Source organism: Spiroplasma endosymbiont of Melieria omissa (genome assembly GCF_964031175.1).
GTDB lineage: Bacteria > Bacillota_I > Bacilli_A > Mycoplasmatales > VBWQ01 > Spiroplasma_E > Spiroplasma_E ixodetis_A.
Genome location: NZ_OZ035012.1, coordinates 1,125,111 through 1,143,791, shown reverse-complemented (window position 1 = coordinate 1,143,791; position 18,681 = coordinate 1,125,111). Strand labels below are relative to the sequence as shown.

At 25.6% G+C, this 18,681-nt stretch carries 19 protein-coding genes; 3 read left to right on the top strand and 16 right to left on the bottom strand.

The window, feature by feature from the left end:
- Position 1 precedes the first annotated feature (1 nt).
- The 4 genes from ACQH26_RS07480 to ACQH26_RS07465 all read right to left on the bottom strand — a co-directional run bounded on the left by ACQH26_RS07480 (position 2) and on the right by ACQH26_RS07465 (position 1,778).
- Positions 2–229: a KH domain-containing protein gene (locus ACQH26_RS07480; protein ID WP_342273661.1), complete on the bottom strand. Its 228-nt coding sequence runs from the start codon at positions 227–229 to the stop codon at positions 2–4.
- A gap of 95 nt (positions 230–324) precedes the next feature.
- The gene (gene rpsP / locus ACQH26_RS07475) at positions 325–645 is read right to left on the bottom strand and encodes a 30S ribosomal protein S16 (RefSeq protein ID WP_425382132.1); all 321 of its coding nucleotides are present in this window, start codon (positions 643–645) and stop codon (positions 325–327) included.
- Between the two features lie 260 nt (positions 646–905).
- Positions 906–1,283: a hypothetical protein gene (locus ACQH26_RS07470; protein WP_425382131.1), complete on the bottom strand. Its 378-nt coding sequence runs from the start codon at positions 1,281–1,283 to the stop codon at positions 906–908.
- A gap of 24 nt (positions 1,284–1,307) precedes the next feature.
- The gene (locus ACQH26_RS07465; protein WP_425382130.1) at positions 1,308–1,778 is read right to left on the bottom strand and encodes a hypothetical protein; all 471 of its coding nucleotides are present in this window, start codon (positions 1,776–1,778) and stop codon (positions 1,308–1,310) included.
- Between the two features lie 768 nt (positions 1,779–2,546).
- Between ACQH26_RS07465 and ACQH26_RS07460 the strand changes: the two genes are divergently transcribed.
- Entirely contained in the window at positions 2,547–3,524 is a 978-nt protein-coding gene (locus ACQH26_RS07460; RefSeq protein WP_425382129.1) for a hypothetical protein, read from the top strand.
- 235 nt (positions 3,525–3,759) lie between these two features.
- Complete coding sequence (locus tag ACQH26_RS07455) at positions 3,760–4,074, top strand: hypothetical protein (protein ID WP_425382128.1); 315 nt, start codon at positions 3,760–3,762, stop codon at positions 4,072–4,074.
- 66 nt (positions 4,075–4,140) lie between these two features.
- On the opposite strand, the gene lpdA is transcribed toward ACQH26_RS07455, so the two are convergent.
- From lpdA to ACQH26_RS07415, 8 genes are all read right to left on the bottom strand, one after another.
- Positions 4,141–5,637: a dihydrolipoyl dehydrogenase gene (gene lpdA, locus ACQH26_RS07450; protein WP_425382127.1), complete on the bottom strand. Its 1,497-nt coding sequence runs from the start codon at positions 5,635–5,637 to the stop codon at positions 4,141–4,143.
- A 16-nt stretch (positions 5,638–5,653) separates the two neighbouring features.
- Positions 5,654–6,934: a dihydrolipoamide acetyltransferase family protein gene (locus ACQH26_RS07445; RefSeq protein WP_425382126.1), complete on the bottom strand. Its 1,281-nt coding sequence runs from the start codon at positions 6,932–6,934 to the stop codon at positions 5,654–5,656.
- 51 nt (positions 6,935–6,985) lie between these two features.
- Entirely contained in the window at positions 6,986–8,026 is a 1,041-nt protein-coding gene (locus tag ACQH26_RS07440) for an alpha-ketoacid dehydrogenase subunit beta (RefSeq protein WP_425382125.1), read from the bottom strand.
- A 2-nt stretch (positions 8,027–8,028) separates the two neighbouring features.
- On the bottom strand, positions 8,029–9,186 hold the full coding sequence (locus ACQH26_RS07435) for a thiamine pyrophosphate-dependent enzyme (protein ID WP_425382124.1): 1,158 nt from the start codon (positions 9,184–9,186) through the stop codon (positions 8,029–8,031).
- Between the two features lie 434 nt (positions 9,187–9,620).
- Positions 9,621–10,452 (bottom strand): IS5 family transposase gene (locus ACQH26_RS07430; RefSeq protein WP_425382123.1). Its coding sequence is split into 2 segments (ribosomal slippage): positions 9,621–10,181 and positions 10,183–10,452, totalling 831 coding nucleotides; the frame shifts between segments, so codons are not numbered across the junction.
- A 7-nt stretch (positions 10,453–10,459) separates the two neighbouring features.
- Positions 10,460–10,783: a transposase gene (locus ACQH26_RS07425; RefSeq protein WP_425382122.1), complete on the bottom strand. Its 324-nt coding sequence runs from the start codon at positions 10,781–10,783 to the stop codon at positions 10,460–10,462.
- Positions 10,720–10,950, bottom strand: a complete 231-nt coding sequence (locus ACQH26_RS07420; RefSeq protein WP_425382052.1) for a transposase — start codon at positions 10,948–10,950, stop codon at positions 10,720–10,722. Before ACQH26_RS07420 ends, ACQH26_RS07425 begins: the two co-directional genes overlap by 64 nt.
- Positions 10,951–10,990: 40 nt before the next feature.
- A complete protein-coding gene (locus ACQH26_RS07415) occupies positions 10,991–11,350 on the bottom strand; it encodes a helix-turn-helix domain-containing protein (RefSeq protein ID WP_425381863.1) in 360 nt (119 codons plus the stop codon).
- Positions 11,351–11,399: 49 nt separating this feature from the next.
- Between ACQH26_RS07415 and ACQH26_RS07410 the strand changes: the two genes are divergently transcribed.
- A complete protein-coding gene (locus ACQH26_RS07410) occupies positions 11,400–12,368 on the top strand; it encodes an Mbov_0401 family ICE element transposase-like protein (protein ID WP_425383101.1) in 969 nt (322 codons plus the stop codon).
- Positions 12,369–12,696: 328 nt separating this feature from the next.
- On the opposite strand, the gene thrS is transcribed toward ACQH26_RS07410, so the two are convergent.
- From thrS to eno, 4 genes are all read right to left on the bottom strand, one after another.
- Positions 12,697–14,631 carry a threonine--tRNA ligase gene (gene thrS / locus ACQH26_RS07405; protein ID WP_425382121.1) on the bottom strand — a complete coding sequence of 645 codons (1,935 nt, stop codon included), beginning with the start codon at positions 14,629–14,631 and terminating at the stop codon, positions 12,697–12,699.
- Between the two features lie 43 nt (positions 14,632–14,674).
- Positions 14,675–16,081, bottom strand: a complete 1,407-nt coding sequence (pyk, locus tag ACQH26_RS07400; protein ID WP_425382120.1) for a pyruvate kinase — start codon at positions 16,079–16,081, stop codon at positions 14,675–14,677.
- Positions 16,082–16,099: 18 nt separating this feature from the next.
- Complete coding sequence (locus ACQH26_RS07395; RefSeq protein WP_425382119.1) at positions 16,100–17,152, bottom strand: ATP-dependent 6-phosphofructokinase; 1,053 nt, start codon at positions 17,150–17,152, stop codon at positions 16,100–16,102.
- 106 nt (positions 17,153–17,258) lie between these two features.
- Positions 17,259–18,563: a phosphopyruvate hydratase gene (gene eno / locus ACQH26_RS07390; RefSeq protein ID WP_338975897.1), complete on the bottom strand. Its 1,305-nt coding sequence runs from the start codon at positions 18,561–18,563 to the stop codon at positions 17,259–17,261.
- Positions 18,564–18,681 lie beyond the last annotated feature (118 nt).

The window sequence follows — 18,681 nt, the reverse complement described above, 5'->3', positions numbered from 1 at the left end:
CTTAAAACTCATTAATTACTAATTTAATAGTATTATTTTCTAAATATGCTTTGCTTTCAATAATTGTTGATAATGCACGAATAGTATTTCCTTTTTTACCAATCAATACTGATATTAATGATTTTGGTACCATTAATATTAAATCATAGTGATTTTTTTCTACTAATTCTCGAATCTCAACTTCACAAATTTTATCAAGTAAAATTGGTTCAATTAAATGTTCTAACAATGTTACATACATATTAATTAATCACTTGTAGCATATTTTAATATTAAGTAGCGGGTGCTTCTTCTTTTTTAATAGAATTAGTAGTAGCAGTTTTTTTATTTTTTACAGTAACTTTTTTTGTTTTTTTTAGGTTTGCTACTTTTTCTCTCTTGTCTTAAATTATGAAATTTAGTCATAATTCCTTCTGCTGATAATAAACTACGAACAGTTTCTGTTGGTTGAGCACCATTTGATAAAAATTTTAATGCTTTTACTTCATCGATAGTTACTTGTTTTTCTTTGCTTGTTGGATTATAAGTACCTAATTTATCAATATATCTACCATTAAGTTTTGTTCTTGCATCAATCGCAACAATTCTGTAACTAGGTTGCACTGATTTACTTTTTCCTGTTGGTATTAAGCGTAATTTAACCATAAATTACCTCCTTCTATTAATTTGTGGCAAATAAACCTTTTTAATAATATCTTATTCACATAATGATGTCAAGTTAAAATACTTAACAGATAAAAAGATTTTAAAATAATAATTTCTTTATTTTTACTAAGTTACATATTTTTTCTAAATAAATAAGTTTTTCTATTAAAAACACTTACTGATGTAAGTATTTAAATAATTTATTTATTAATATTTAATTATTAAAATAATTGTTAATTTTAATAACTACATTTATCTATTTACATTTTGGGCAAAATTGGTTTACTAAAAATACTGGTTGATTGAGAACTCACATCATCATCATTAATAAATGGATTTAATTTTTCTGGATAAGAAGATTCTTCACTATCGCTACTTGCATTTGAGTCAAAACCACTATCTTGTGAATAAAATGAACTTCTTTTTTTACTTAGTACTTCAATTACTTCCTCTGCAATTTCATATTCAGGTTCATTATTAGTTTTTTCACTGAGCATTTTTTTAAATTCTTCTTCTAAAATGTCAACTTCTGCAAGAACACTAGTTATTTCAAACAGATTTTTCTTTAGTTTTTCAATCAAAATAGTAGTTTTTTCTTCTTTTAGTTTTTCATTTTCTAATTCTTTCGCTTTTATCAATTCTTCATTATTAATTTTATAATTTTATAATTCTTCTTGTTGAACTGTTATTTTTTTATTTCAATCTCAAAAACCAAAAGTAATAATTTTTAAAAAATTATTTTTTCATTTACTAATTTTTTTATTATTTAAACTTGTAATAATATTACTATATTTATTATTGACTACTAAATAATTATCAATAGTCTGCTGATTTTGATCTAAAATTTTGGCAATTTGTTCTATTTCATATTTATAATTTTCCTGATATTTTTTCTTAGTTTTTATTATTTCTTCTTTTAAAAAAATAAAAAAATTATTATATTTTTGTTCTTGTTCTATAGTTATATTAAATAATGAAAAAATATTGTCTAATTTTTCAATTAATTCATTATATATTTCTATATTTTCTCTTATTTCATCATAATAATATTGTTGCATCAAATCTATACTATTAATATTATTTGTATTTAAACTTTTTATAAACTTATTTATATTAACTAAATCATTTATCATTCTTCTTTACCTCTTATTTTTTTTTATTAATAAACCCATTTACTTAAAAAAAGCAATGGGTAAAAAACTTATATTAAACTTAATAATTATATTATACATATTATTTTTTGTTTTACAAAATTTATTTATTTTTCATAAAATTAGTTTTTTTAATCTTATTAAAGTCAAAATACTATAATTTTAATAATCTATTTTAGAATTAATTTATAGTAAAAAATGCTTTTAACCAATAATTATCGCTAATACTAAAGTTTTTTTTACAATTAATAATAATTTCCAAAAAGAAGAAGTTTCAAATATTATGTGTTAGAATAAGAATACAAGATTCACACTATCACATCTTGTCCCATAAGTGTTTAACTAAGTTTTTGATTATAAAATTAATATTTAAAAAATTAGAAAAAATATAAAAGTTTATAAAAAACTTGCATAACAAATTATACTTATTTAAAAATTATTAGACTCCCTTGTATAAAGAATTTGAGATAAAATATGAGCATTACTTCAATTTTAAAGTATATGTTGATGTTATATAAATATAATAATAGTAACCTACTTTAAAATCATTAAATAATTTTAAAAATAACATTTTAGAATTTAAAGTTAATAATATTTTTTAAACAAGTTAAAAAATATTAAAATTGGTAATTTTTACTAAAATTTAAAAAAGTCATTTATAATGATAGAATATTAAAGAAGATAGTTGACCTTAAAACACTTTTTAATTAAATTATTAAAACTACAAAAAAGAAAGTTAGGTGCCAAATAATGTTAATTAACAAAACAGCTGATGAGTGTATCATTGAAACTGGCGGTGCTTTATTCCAATGTTTCGTTGATACAAATTTAACTGTTGATCAAAAAAAAATGTGTATAAATTGAATTATTTTATTTTTAAACTATCAAGATGCAGTTATTCTTTGTGATGAAGAAAAAATTAATAGTTTACAAAAAGAACTTTCAGAAACATTCACAACAGATTATTATAAAAATGCTTTAAAAGAATTTAATAATGCAAATCTTATATATAAAAAAACTATACTTACCAATTTTAAAAACGTATGTTTGGAAAATACTTCACAAGATATTATTAATATTATCACTCAATTCCATCAGTCATTTATTAAAACAATAGATGAACATAAAAAATCACTTACCTTTTTGAATTTAAATAAAATATATGAAAATCTTTTATTATTATTTTTTATAATTCACTACCATTTAGGCTATCAATTTAAACAAGAATTAATTCCAATCATTAGAAGTTTCACTAATATGATTAAAATTCCTATTTATATTGAACAAAATGATAGTCATGTTAAAATGTTATTAATGAAAAAAAATTTGCAAGATAATGAACAATTATTTGAAGATCTTGAATTAATTCAATTGAGAAATTTTATTCATAGTTTAGATGATATATTTGCTAATGGTCTTAATATTAGTAGTGCCATTGAAAAATTAATATTAACTAGACCACATAAAATAAAACATTCAATGAATATGTTATTTAAAAAACACGGTATTAAACTACAAGAAATACTTTGAAAAAATAACAAAGAAAGTAATCCTACCATTGGTAATATGATTATGCACTTATTTGCTTATGAAACATATTATGTGCAAAGAAATCACAACTATGAAACATATGAACAACTAGTATTAAATAATGTTTTAACAGATCCTCTTTTTCAAAAAATATTTGTTGAATATAAAACAAAAAATCAAATTAATAAGATTATTTAAAAATAATAATTACTTTAATTTTTTACTTAGAAAATTAAAGTAATTTTTTTACACTTTTTTATACAAATTAAAAAACATAAAGCAAAATATATATTATTTTTTTATATCTAATCTTAATATTTAAAAATATAAATATTTTTAAATATCATTATAAAATTAACTTGTCACTACTATTGGTTTTTTCTCCAAAGTGACATAATTAACATTTTTTTATCTTGAAAGGAACAATAATAAAATGTCAACAAATAAATATGATTTTGATATTGAAAAAGATAAAAATTGAGAACAAGCAGTGAAATGTAAAGAAAATATTTTTATTAAATGCCGAACAGAAAAAAATAGCATTATATGCAAATTATTAGAAGATAAAGATAAAACAGAAATGCAACAAAATGAAGTAAAAACATTTCAAACACTATTTAAAAAAAGAACGTCAGAAAATATACAATTTGAACAAATAACTACATGAAATAAATATTTACAAAAAGAAATTAACAGTAATACCACTAATTATTTTTTTGACAAAAAAAGAAGAAGCAATACTTTTTAATCAATATTATATTAATTTTACAATAAAAATGTACCTTTAAATTTTTAGGTACATTTTTATTATTTTCTATTTTTTATTAACTTTGTATCATTCTAATTCTAAATCTTGTGCAACATCCATAACTACTTCTGACATTGTTGGATGTGGATGACAAGAAGAGGCTAATTCAACAATAGTACCTTCCGTTTGCATAATATTAACAATTTCAGCAATTATATCAGTAGCCGTTGAACATAAAATATGAGCACCTAGGATTTCTCCATATTTTTTATCAATAATTATTTTAACAAAACCATCAGTCTCACCATCAGCCAATGCCTTACCATTAATAGTAAATGGTATTTTCTTCATCAAATATTCTTTACCTAAAGATTTACATTCAGTTTCAGTTAAACCAACACTTGCCACTTCTGGGAATGAATAAATACAACTAGGCATTTTATTATAATCTACTTCTTGCTCTTTCAATGGATGATTATCAGCATCCGTTCTACCTTCTTTAACTAAAATATTATTAAGTGCTGCTAATCCTTGTGTTGATGCAACGTGAGCAAGCATTCTTTGACCATTAGCATCTCCAATTACATATATATTATCAATAACATTATTGTTAGCATCTAAAGCTTCCAATTTATTATTTACGGCAAATGCTTGATTAGGCTTAATTTGAATTCCCAAATTAGTAAAACCTTCAGTAATTGGCGTTCTTCCAGTACTTAATAAACAATAGTCACTAGTTACTGTTAATGGTTTTTTATGTTCTTTATCGGTTGCAGCATAATAAGTTAAAGTTTTATCCTTTAATTCATTAACACTATGACCAGTAATAATATTAACACCATTTTTTTCAAGAATTTTAGTTAAAGTTGTACTAATATCTTCATCTAGTAATGCTAAAATACGATCTAAATATTCAATAATAGTAACTTTAGTACCAAGTGTACTAAATAAACAAGCAAACTCAATTCCAATAACACCACCACCAATAATAGTTAGTGTTTTTGGAACTTCTTTTAAAGAAAGAATTTCAGTCGAAGTTAATAATGTTTGGTTTGTTTTTAAATCTTTTTCACTTAAACCTTGTGAACCATTAGGATTATCAAACATTTTTACTTTTGAACCAGTAGCAATTATCATATATTTAGTAGTATATTTCTTTTCTTTACCATCTTTAGCTTTCACTAAAATCGTATTTTTATCAATAGCACTTCCAATCCCTAATAATTGTTCTACTTTATTAGATTTCATTAAAAAGCCAACTCCACCAGTTAAACCTTTAACAACACCAGCTTTACGATCTTGCATTACTTTTCAATTAATTTCAATATTTTTTTTATCTTTAATAGCAACACCATATTTATCAGCATTTTCAATATAATGAAAAACTTTTGCGCCCTTTAGTAATGTCTTAGTAGGAATACATCCAACATTTAAACAGACTCCACCTCAGTTATCTTTTTCAACAATTGCAGTTTTTAAACCCATCTTTGCTGCTCGAGCCGCTGTTACATAACCACCAGGGCCTGCTCCGATAATTATTAAATCAAAATCATAGTTAGACATCTTTTACATTTTCTCCTTAAGCTAAAATTAATGTTGGATTTTCTAATAACTCTTTAAGTCGAGAAAGGAAATAACCAGCAGGTGCACCATCAATAACACGATGATCAATTGAAAGTGATAATGGAAAGAACTTATGTTCAACAATTTTACCATCAGCAATAATTAGTTTTTTTTGCATCATCCCTAGACCCAAAATTGCTACCTCTGGATAATTAATAACTGGTGTTCCCATTTCAATTCCTGCTGAACCAAAATTAGTAATAGTAAATGATCCACCTTGCATTTCATCACCTTTTAATAGCCCCTTACGAGCTTTATCACCTAATGAATTAACTTGTCTTGCTATTTCAAATAATGAAAGTTGATCAGCATTTTTAATAACAGGAACTACTAAACCCTTTTCAGTATCAGCTGCCATACCAATGTTATAATATTTTTTAACAAGAATTTCATTATTAGCCATGTTCAAAGTTGAATTAAGTAATTTAAATCGTTCTTCTTTTAACGCTTTAGCAACAGCCTTTACAAAGAATGGCATAAATGTTAATTTAGCACTACCATCTGGATCTTTTTCCGCTGGTTCTTTTAAAGTTGCACGTAATTGTACTAAGTTTTCAGCATCAACATTAATCATTAAACTAACATGTGGTGCTGTATAAACCGATAATGACATTTGATTAGCAACAGCCTTACAAATTCCTGATAATGGTAAATGTTCAACATTACCAAAACTTTCGATTTTAGTAACATTAATACCTTGTGAACTAATAGTTGTAGCAGAAACTGAAGATATTGAATTAATAGGTGTTGTTGATGCAGTAGCACTAGTTGTTGTACCACCATTCTTGGTATTTAATAAATCATCTTTTAAAATTCTACCACGAGGACCAGTTCCTTTAATTGTTCCCATATCAACACCTAAGTCACGAGCCATTCTACGTGCTAATGGTGTTGCTAATACTTTACCCGTTTGTTGAATAGGTTGCACATTTTGTTTTGGTAATTCAACTGGTGATACTGTAGATGTACTAGCAACTGATTCAGATTTTGGTGAAGAATTTGTTGATGAAGGACTTTTATTATCACTAATTGTTCCACCAAACTCAACAATAACAGCACCTGACTTAATACTATCTCCTTCTTTAACAAGAATCTTAGAAACTTTACCATCCGCTTCGGCTTTAATACTATCTGAAGCTTTATCTGCTTCAATATCAACAACATTATCACCTTTTTTTACATTATCTCCAACTTTAACATGAATTTGAGTTACAGTAACTTCATTGATTCCATCCATATCTTTAAACTTCAATTCCATCTTTTCACTTTCCTTTCTTTAAACAACTAACTAAACTGGATAATTCATCATTAGTTTAACTTTTTCCATAATTTTATCTGGACTAATTATAAATCATTTTTCACCTTTAGACAGTGGAACAGTAATATCATAACCCGTTAATCTTGTTGGAGGACATTCTAAATATTCAAAACACTTTTCATTAACAACGGTAATAATTTCTGAAGAAACTGAAAATGAACGAACCGCTTCTGAAACAACTAATAATCTTCCTGTTTTTTTAACAGAATTAACAACTGTTTCTTCATCTCATGGTTGTAATGTTTGTAAATCAATTAATTCAATTTTAAAATTTTCTTTTTCTTCTAAAATTTTAACAGCAGCTTCACAATCATAAACTTTTGAACCATAAGTTACAATCGTTAAATCAGGTTTTTCTTCAGACTTATATTCTTTAAGAACTTTAGCTTTACCAAGAACAGCCACTTCATAAGCATCACTAACTTCTTCTCTAACATCATATGTATAATTATTGCTAGTATAACTATTGAAATAAATTCCTAAACATTCTAAAACAATAACAGGATCTGGACTTTCAATTGCTGCCAATAATAATTTTTTAGTATCATTAGGTTTTGAAGTCATAACTACTTTTAAACCTGGAATATGACAAAATAAAGCTTCAATTGCTTCTGAATGATGCTCCAAAGCACCATTATTACCATTATTTCAATCATATGAAGGCATACGTACTATCATTGGACAAGTGAATCTACCACGAGAACGATTTCTCATTCGTGCAACATGACATAACAATTGTTGAAAAGCAGGGAAAGCAAATCCTGAAAATTGCATTTCAATAATTGGATTTAAACCATTAATTGCCATTCCAACGGCACTACCAGCAATAACTGCTTCAGCAATTGGTGCATCAAAACAACGATTAACACCAAATTTTGCTTGTAAACCTTTAGTTGCTCGAAAAACACCACCAACATTACCGGCATCTTCACCATAAACAACAACATTAGGATTTTTTTTCATTGCTAATTCTAAGGCTAAAGTAATAGCTTGCACATTATTTCTTTTCATAATTATTTTTTCTCTCCTTCATTGAAGAAAGCTTTTGCTTCTGCTTTTTGTTCTATTAATTGTGGTGTTAATTTTTCATATGTATAATCAAATATTTCATCAATTGAAACATTTTCATTTTTTAATGCTCAAGTAATTGCATCATTAACCTTTTTAGTAATTTGTTTATCTAATTCTGCTTGTTTGTTGTCATCTCAAAGTTTAATTGATTTTAAATACTCTCTAATACGATCAATTGGATCTTTTTTTAATCATTCTTGTTCAATTTTATAATCTTCAGCAGAAAAATAATCTTTTTTAATATCAAAAGCAGAATGCGCATTTTGACGATAAGTAACAGCTTCAATTAATGAAGGACCATTACCTTTTTTTGCTCTTTCAATTGCTTCTTGTGTAGCATAATAAACAGCAAAAAAATCATTACCATCAACACGAATATTAGGTACGCCAAATGCTGTTCCTTTTTGTGCAAAAGTTGGACTCATTGTTGCTTTAGCAGTTGGTGTATCTAATGATCACTGATTATTTTCAACAAAGAAAACAACAGCTAATTTATGGATAGCAGCAAAATTAATTGCTTCAGAAAACTCACCTTCAGAAGTACCACCATCACCAATCGTAGTAATAACAATTCCTTTATCTTTTTTATATTTTTCAGCAAAAGCAATACCTGTTGCATGTGAATATTGAGTAGCAATTGGAATATTAACTGGTAAAATATTAACACCTTTCGGCATTTGACTTCCCATTTCATTTCCTAATCAATATTGAATTACTTTTTCAACTGGATATCCAGCAGTAATTCATGCTGCATTATTACGATAGGCTGGTACTAATCAATCAATACCTGGTCGTAAACAACTAGCATAAGCAACTTCAACACCTTCTTGACCTTTTGAAGATAAAAAGTTAATAACTTTTCCGATTACTTTTGGAATTCCATTTACTAATTTAACTTGTCCTTTTTCATCTTTTTCATAGTTTAATTCCATTTGCATTTGTTCTTGTATTCGTGAAAAACACATGTTTTCATATGCTTTTAATAAAACCTTACTATCAAATTTTTTTAAATAATCAACAAAATTAGGATTAATTACTCTTTTTTCATTTAATATTTGAAAAATTTCTTTTTGGGGATTATCAAATTTCTCAACTCACATTTAAATTTTCCTCCTAAATATTTTAGCTAATTGCAGTTAGACTTTTAATTATACTAATTTTTAAAATAATGAATGAACATACCTTTTCATTATACTACTAATAATTGTTGGTTCAAGATAATTTGTACTAAAATATTAATTTATCTCCTGTTTTATTAATATCCTATTTTTTTATTTCCTATTATCATATAAAAATGAAAAATATATTCTAACAATAAACAAAATAAAAAAATAATTCAAATCATAATATCGTTGTTTATTTATTTTTTACAACATAAAGTCCTAATAAAATTAGGACTTTATAATAAAATTTATAATCATAAAACATTATCAAGATAATAAATATACAATAAAAATATTTTTATTTAATGTAAGAACCTGTTTAGAATCTTTTTTGATTAATTTTTAATAAAATTTATATTATAATGGTTATTTTATAATAAAAAATAGATTTTTAGTCGATAAGTTTTCAAATGATAAAATCTTTTTAATAAAATTGAAATAAAGGAAAGAACAACCATTTGTAAACTAGTATTTAGTTTTCTTTCACAATTTTTTCATAATCTTCTGTATTTTTCTAATCAAGCAAAGCTTCGTTCTACAATTCATCTTTTTGGTAATACTACAAAAGTATGTAGTTCATTGCGTTTTATAATTTCAACATTTGCATTTATGATTGTTTTGATTTCAGAAGCAAATTTTTCACCAGTATAACCAGCATCTACTATTATTTTTTGAACTGCAGAAAGATTTTCTTTTTCATTTTCAATCATTATTATAGCACTATTACGATCTGTTTTTTCTGCTGTGGTTATGTAAATTGCATGTGGTAAACCTTGAGAATCAACAACAATATGACGCTTTATTCCTGAAATCTTTTTACCAGCATCATAACCTTTATTTTCAGTAGTATCTGTATTTTTAACACTTTGCGAATCAATTATACAAAAACTAGTTTGTTCTTTGCGATTATTGTTGATACGAACTTTTTTAACCAATTTTTTTTAAAATTAATTGCCATACACTAGCTTCTTTACCGTTATTTTTACTTCAAATTTGAAAATAATAATATACAGTTTGTCATTTTGGAAAATTTTTTGGTAGCATTCTTCATTGACAACCACTTTTTAATACATATAAAATTGCACAAAATACTTCATATAAATCTAAACTTCTTGGTTTTGTTTTCTTTTTGCTATTTTCTAAAATTGATTTTATGTTCTCAAATTGTTCTTTGGTGACATGACTTGGATAATTTTTATGCATAATATAACTAACTAAAGTAATGTTTACTCATATCTTGAAAAACAAAATCAATCGCTTTTTTAATATTTGGTCAATAATTTGGTAATATTTTTCTTATATTATGTTTTATAGCAAATCAAAAATGTTCAATTGGATTTAAATTAGGAGAATATGGCGGAAGAAATAATAGTTTGCATCCAGCATTTTCAATTAATTGTTGTGTTAATTTAGATTTATGAAACGTTGCATTATCTAAAACTATAATTTGTCCACGCTTTAATACTGGAATTAGTTTATTTTTAACATATGATTCAAAAATTTTACTATTGCAATATGTCCTTCAAATGCTCATAAGGCTTTTAATTTACCTTTATTTAGTGAACCAATTATACTCATTCTCTTTATTTTATATGCGGGTTTATTATCAAATAATCTTTTACCTTTTTCAGATCAACCATATTTATAAAATTCATTATCATCAATTCCAGATTCATCAATATATACTAAATCTTCATTCATTATTTTAGCTATTTCTTTTAAAAAATCTTCTTGTTTATTTTTATCTCTTTGTTCATATAGAAAAGTTTTTTTTATATGTATAATTTAGTTTTTTAAAATAGTTATAAACTGTTTCTTTAGTCATATTTCCAAATTTATCAATTACTTTTTGAACTGTAACATCTTTATTTTCTGCTAAATAATTTTTTAATTCATCTAAATCCTTTATTTTGTGGCTATGTCCTTTTTGATAATTCAAAATTGGTTTTATATGCCCAGTTTCTTTTTTTCTTTTTCTTCATAAAAATAAAGTCTTTCTAGTGATATTGAACACTTTACAAATTTCTTTAATTTTCATATTTTTACTTTCATAAGCTTCTATTACTTTTCTTCGTAAGTCTTCACTGTATGGTTTTGGCATAATTTAATCTTCCTAATCTATTTTAATTATTGCTGAATTGTACTTTTAAATTCAAAAACTGTTTAAATTACATATTATTATTTTACATTATTTATGAGTAAATATTACTTTAGTTAGCTATATCTATCTTGGTGTTAAAAAATATAGCAAACTTGCACCAAATGTTATTAAACAAATTTTAAAATATTTTGCTGATGGTAAAAAATATCGTGATGTTTGTGATACTTTTATTGAGGATTTAATAAGTACTAGTACAGTTTGTAGAACATATCAAAAATTTCAATTACCAAAAGCTAATATTCCTAAAATACCATTGCAACCAAATCAAACTTTATATATAAATATTGATGATGGACATAGAAAATTTAAGTTTAATGAAAAACATAATACTAAAAATTGTAAAAAATGTTCTATGAGATTACTAGTATTTTGTACTGGTAAAAAGAAAAATGGAAAATTAATTAATAAAAGAGCTGTATGTAAAATAAGAGTATCAAAAACAGAAATTGGTGCAGAAAAAACAGCTAAATTAATTCAAACATATGGTAATTTATATTTTGAAAACTTTGACCAAGCAAATTTAATAGTTTGTGGAGATAGTGCAAAATGAATTAGAAAAACTGCTACAATTTTAAATGCTAAATTTATTTTAGATAAATTTCATGCTTTTCATGTTTTATTTCTTGGAATAATGGCTGGAAGAAGAAAAAATAAAATTGCTAAATTACACTATGAAAATGCAATAAATTTATTTGCCAAAGGTCAATATTATGAATTAATTGATTTTTTACAATCATTAACTTTGCAATATAAAAAATTAAAAGTTGGTTATTTTATTAATGCAAAAGATGGTGTATTAAACCAAGCACTAGTTGAAAATATTGGTTGCTTTACTGAAACTAATATTAAACAAATTTTAAAACATATGATTGGTGATAGAACCTATAACATTGATATGTATACAAAAATGGTTAATTTTAAATGCTATCAAATAAATACTGCCATCCAATTATTATAAATTAAAATTAAAGATTTTAAAAAAACCAAAAATAAAATAATTCTTATTAAAGTAAACTTTAATAAGAATTTTTGAGTTATAAAAGTAAGTATTATTGTTGACTAATATTTTTCAAGTATTAAGATTAACGTACAATTGCATATTGAAGTCAAAATTATTCTCGTCTAACTTTATAATTTTAAGACAAATTTGAATATTATTGACAACATCGGTAAGCTCCCAAAAAATGGTTTAAATTTTACTAATATACTTAGTAAAATTAAATTGCTTAATTAATTAAAAAACCATTTAAGGTTCTAATTCTTAAATGGTTTTTTAATTTTTATAGTTATATTTTATTCTCAACTTGTTTTGTTAATAATTTTAAAAATTCTGATAAAGTAACAATTTTACTTTCTTTTTGACCATACTGACGATAACTTAAATTATTATTTTCTATTTCCTTATCACCAATAATAATTTGATAAGGAATTTTTTGAGTTTGTGTTTCAACAATACGTTTGCCAATAGTTCCACTGCTAATAATTTCAGTTCGTAAATTATGTTGTTTACAAGTTTGCAATAATTTATTAGCATATTCTAAGGTTTTTTCTTTTTCATTTATTGGTAAAATTGCAATTTGCCTTGGTGCTAATCATAGTGGAAAAACGCCTTTATTTTGTTCTAATAATGTGGCAATAAAACGTTCATATGTACCAATTAATCCTCGATGAACAATAACTGGATTTGTTTCATTATTATTTTCATCAATATAAGTTAAATTAAACTTTTTCGGTAATAAGAAATCGAATTGAATAGTAGATATTGTAATTTCATGACCTAATGCTGTTTTAATTTGAACATCAAATTTTGGTCCATAAAAAGCAGCCTCACCAATCATTGGTTTATACTCTAATTGTAATTCATCTAATACTTCACGTAATGCTGTTTCTGCTTGATTTCACATTTTATCATCATTAAAATATTTTTCTTTATCAGCAGGATCTCGTAAAGATAATGATAAATAATCAATTTTAATATTTAAAGTTTTTAAAACCTCAGCAATTAACTGATAACAACGTTTAAACTCTGTTTTCATTTGATCAAATCTAACAAAAATATGAGAATCAGTTAATTCCATACTTCTTACTCGTTCTAAACCAGTTAAAGCTCCACTTGCTTCATAACGATATAATAAAGCATGCTCACTTAAACGCAAAGGTAAATCTTTATAACTACGAAGAGCACTTTTATAAATCATACAGTGATGAGGACAAGTCATTGGTCTTAATACCAATTGTTCTTCTTCTTTTTTAATTGGAGTAAACATATTTTCACGATAATGATCTCAATGACCACTTTTTTTATATAATTCAACAGAACCTAAAACTGGTGTCGCTACTTCTTGATAATCTCACATAAATTCTTGTTTTCTCAAATATTTCTGCAAAACTTTTTTAATAACCATACCATTTGGTAAAAATATAGGTAATCCTTTACCACAATCATCATTAAAAGTAAAAATATTTAATTCTTTACCTAGTTTGCGATGATCACGATTTTTTCGTTCTTCAAGTTCATTAAGTTTATCTACTAATTTTACTTTTGAATAATCACAAATCCCAGAAATGCGCTGTAATTGTTTATTTTTATCATTTCCTAATCAATATGCACCAGTAATACTTAATAATTTAAAATCTTTTATTGATGAAGAATTATTAATAGCAACACCCGATGCTACTACTAAAGTCTTATTATCAACTAAATAAGAGCATTTTAATCCATTAACATGATTTAATTTAATATATTCTAAAGCAAAAGGATTGTCTTTATGAGTTTTTAAAGATTCTTCTTTAGTTTGACAAACTCTTTTAATTTCAATATTTTTTATTAAAATTTCACGCATTTTCTCTTCAATTTTAATTAATTCATCATTAGAAAGTCGCTTTTCATAATCAAAATCTAAATAAAAACCATTATCATTAGTATTAGCAATCGTAATTAACGCTTGTGGATACATTAATTTAATAGTATGAGCTAAAATCATAGAACATCCATAATTTAAAATAGTTCATCCTAAAGCATCATCTTTTTTAATAAACTTGATTTCAGCATCTTTTTTAATTTCTCAATATAAATCTTTTAATTGTCCATTCAGAGTAAAAGCAATAATTGAAGAATCTATATTTTCATTTTCCTGTTTTAATAATTGATAACCAGTAATTGGATTTTCAATATTATAAGTCATCGTTTTGCCATTTAATTTAATTACATTAATTTTCATGTTTTACCTAATTCCTTTTCTAATTTACCTCAGTAGTACTAGGTTATTTGACAATAAAAGTTGTAAAAGGATTAGTATTATTATTAATATCTACTACTAATACTTTTGATTTAGTAGGGATTATATAAGTGCTACTAATGCTTTTAACTAATTGCGAAGAATTACTTAATTCTACTGGAATTCCTTCAGCTGCTAAAAAAGTATAAATTCCAAAGTTTATTGCAAATTTATTATAATCAATAACATTATTAACAATAGGAATTATATAAACTGGCAAATGAGCATTAGCAATAGTTCTAATATAATTACTATCTTGACTATTAGTAATTAAATATTGTGGTTTTTCTTCAATAATTTTTTTAATAGTTTTAGCAACTAATTGATCTTTTGTATGCAATAAATCAGTAGCAATTTTGCTCTGTTCTTGATGACTTTCAGCATCAACAAGAATTTTACTCATTGTTGCAATTGATAACACAGGATAGTTACCATTGGCAGATTCACCCGATAACATTGTACATGTTGCTCCCCAATCCATAGCAACCCAAACATCAGTAACTTCAGCGCGTGTTGGATGAGGATTATCTATCATTGAATCTAGCATTTGCGTAGCAACAATTATCGGTTTGTTAACAGTACGACATTTTTTAATTCACTCACGTTCTAAAAAAGGAACTTTTTCAAAAGGAATTTCAACTCCTAAATCACCACGAGCAACCATAATAGCATCTGATTCTTTTAAAATTTCATCAAAATTATTAACTGCTAATTGTGATTCAATTTTAGCAATGATTTGAATATGTTTACCATCATTATCATCTAAAACTTTGCGGATTTCTTTAATATCGGCTGCTGAACAAACAAATGATGTAGCAACATAATCTACTTTTTGCTGACAACCAAAAATTAAATCTGCTCTATCTTTTTCAGAAATAAAAGGTAAAGACAATTTAACATTTGGAATATTAATAGCACGACGATCTTTAATAGTATGTGTATTTAAAGCTTGACAAATAACAGTATGATCTTTAACCGCTGTAACATTTAATGTTAATTTACCATCATCTACTAGTAAATTATCATTAACTTTAATATCCTTTGCAAAATTACCATAATTTACAGAAAACTTATCCGCAGTACCAATAATCTCTTTATTATCAATTATCGTAATAATTTCATTTTTTTTGATTTCTACACTACCCTTTGTAAAGGTATGTGTTCTAACTTCTGGACCTCTAGTATCTAACATAATAGCAACTGGTACATTTAATTGTTTAGATACTTCTCTAATCATTAAAACCCTTGCTAAATGTTCATCATGAGTACCATGAGAAAAATTTAAACGCCCACAAATTGAGCCATTTTCTATTAGTTGTTTAATAACATCAGCAGAATTTGAAGCAGGTCCTAAAGTAGTTACACATTTAGTTCTTTTTATAATTGATATCAAATTATTCACCTCTTTTTATTAAGTATTTTTTTTAAAAATAACTCCTGACAAACGTAAAATTTTATTAGCAACGTTATTTTTATTTATTGAAGGTGTGTTTAATGCATCTTGAATTTCAATAGCTACTAATTTATTATCTTGTAATCCAATACAAATACTAGATTTATTACTATTTGCAAATCTTTCGGCAGCAAAAATACCCATCATTGTTGCTAAATAACGATCAAATGCACTTGGTGTTCCCCCGCGTTGAATTTGACCCAATATTACTGCTCTTGTTTCACAATCAGTATCTTTTTCAATGATTTTAGCTATTTTATTAACATCATATTGACGTTCAGTTACTACTATTACTAATGAACGACGTTGTTTTTTAGTGTACAACTGTTTAATAACATCAATCAATGACTGTTCTCCAATTCCTAAATCTTTAGTTGCAACTAAATCACAATTTGCAGCAGCAGCACTATGAAGAGCAAGGTCACCACAATTACGACCCATTACTTCAACAATCATAATTCTTCCATGAGAATTAGCCGTTTGACGAATTTTATCAAGATTTTCAACAATTGTATTAAGAGCGGTATCAAAACCAATAGTAAACTCACTTGAACTAATATCATTATCAATAGTCCCTGGAATACCCACACATTGAATAGCTGCTTCATTACTTAATTTTTGCAGACCATTATATGTGCCATCACCACCAATAGCAATTAAACCTTCAATTTTTTTAGATTTTAAAATTTCAATACATTTTTTACGAGTTTCTTCTTGCTCAAATTCTCTAAAACGAGCAGACCCAATGATTGTTCCCCCCATCTCAGTTCCTAGATCAATTAAATTTGCTCAATTGTTATCAATAACATGAATGTCATTTGTCATTATTCCTTTATAACCATTTTTTATTAAAACTAATTCAAATGGTCTTTTATCAGCAGTAGCAATTTTACTATTTTCATGATTTATACAACGAAAAGTCTTATATACTGCATTAATAACATTATTCATACCTGGTGAATCACCACCAGAAGTTAAGATTCCAATTCTTCTTTTATTTAATTCTTGCATATTTAGTCATCCTCTCTTCTAATTACATTATTTTAGTGATAATTATTATAATTTGTTTAAAATTAAAAAGGATATCAGTAAATTTAACCATAAAATATGATTTTAATTAATTAATATTATAAAATACATCGTCACCTAAAAATTTAGCTTGATCTGCTAAATCAGCTTCAATTGTTAATAAACGATTGTATTTTGCAACACGATCAGTTCTTGACATTGAACCTGTTTTAATTTGTCCAGTATTAAAAGCTACTGCTAAGTCAGCAATCGTTGTATCTTCAGTTTCCCCAGAACGATGAGATACTACTGCTGTTCACCCAGCTTTTTGACACATTTCAATAGCTTCCATAGTTTCAGTTAATGTTCCAATTTGATTTAATTTAATTAATACTGAATTAGCAACGTTTTTAATAATTCCTTCTTTAATAATTTTTGGATTAGTAACGAATAAATCATCACCAACAACTTGGAATTTACCTTCTGATTTTTCTAATAATAATTTAAATCCTTCTCAATCACCTTCAGCCAAACCATCTTCAATTGAAATAATTGGATATTTTTTAGTTAAATCAACTAAATAATCTACTAGTTGCGCTGAAGTTAATAATTTTTCAGTATTTTTACTTTTACCATCTTTATTACCAAAAACATATTTACCATTTTTATAAATCTCTGATGATGCACAGTCCATAGCAATTTTTATATCTTTATTTGGAGTATAACCCGCTTTTTTAATAGCTTCAACAATTAAATCTAATGCTTCTTCAGTTGATTTTAAATTAGGAGCAAAACCACCTTCATCACCAACTGCAGTAACTAAACCCTTACCTTTTAAAATACTTTTTAAAGCATGAAAAGTTTCGGCAGCCATTTGGATTGCCTTTGAAAATGTTTTAGCACCAACTGGCATTATTAAAAATTCTTGAAAGTCAATATTATTATCAGCATGAGCACCACCATTAATTACATTTAACATTGGGACTGGCAACTGACAAGCATTAGTACCACCTAAGTATGTATATAAGGGCACATATAATTCATCAGCGGCAGCTTTAGCAACTGCTAATGATACCCCTAAAATAGCATTGGCACCTAATTTTGTTTTATTTTCTGTTCCATCTAACTTAATCATTGTTTGATCAATTAATCTTTGATTAGTAACTTCCAAACCAATAATAGCTTCGGCAATATTTTCATTAATATTTTTAATGGCTTTCATAACACCAAGTCCACCATAAACTTTAGTATCTTTGTCTCGTAGTTCTAAAGCTTCTCTAGTACCTGTTGAAGCACCTGATGGCACTAAAGCAAGCCCGTATCCACCATCTTCAGTTCAACATTCAACTTGAATAGTTGGATTTCCTCTTGAGTCTATTACTTGTAGTGCTCTAATATCAATAATGCAAGACATATTTGTTAATTCCTTCTTTCTTTAATATTTCACTAATTATTATACAGAAAAAAATATTGTTTAGAATCAAAAAAGCACAAATATTTTTTATTTGTGCTTCTAAAATAATGATGATTTA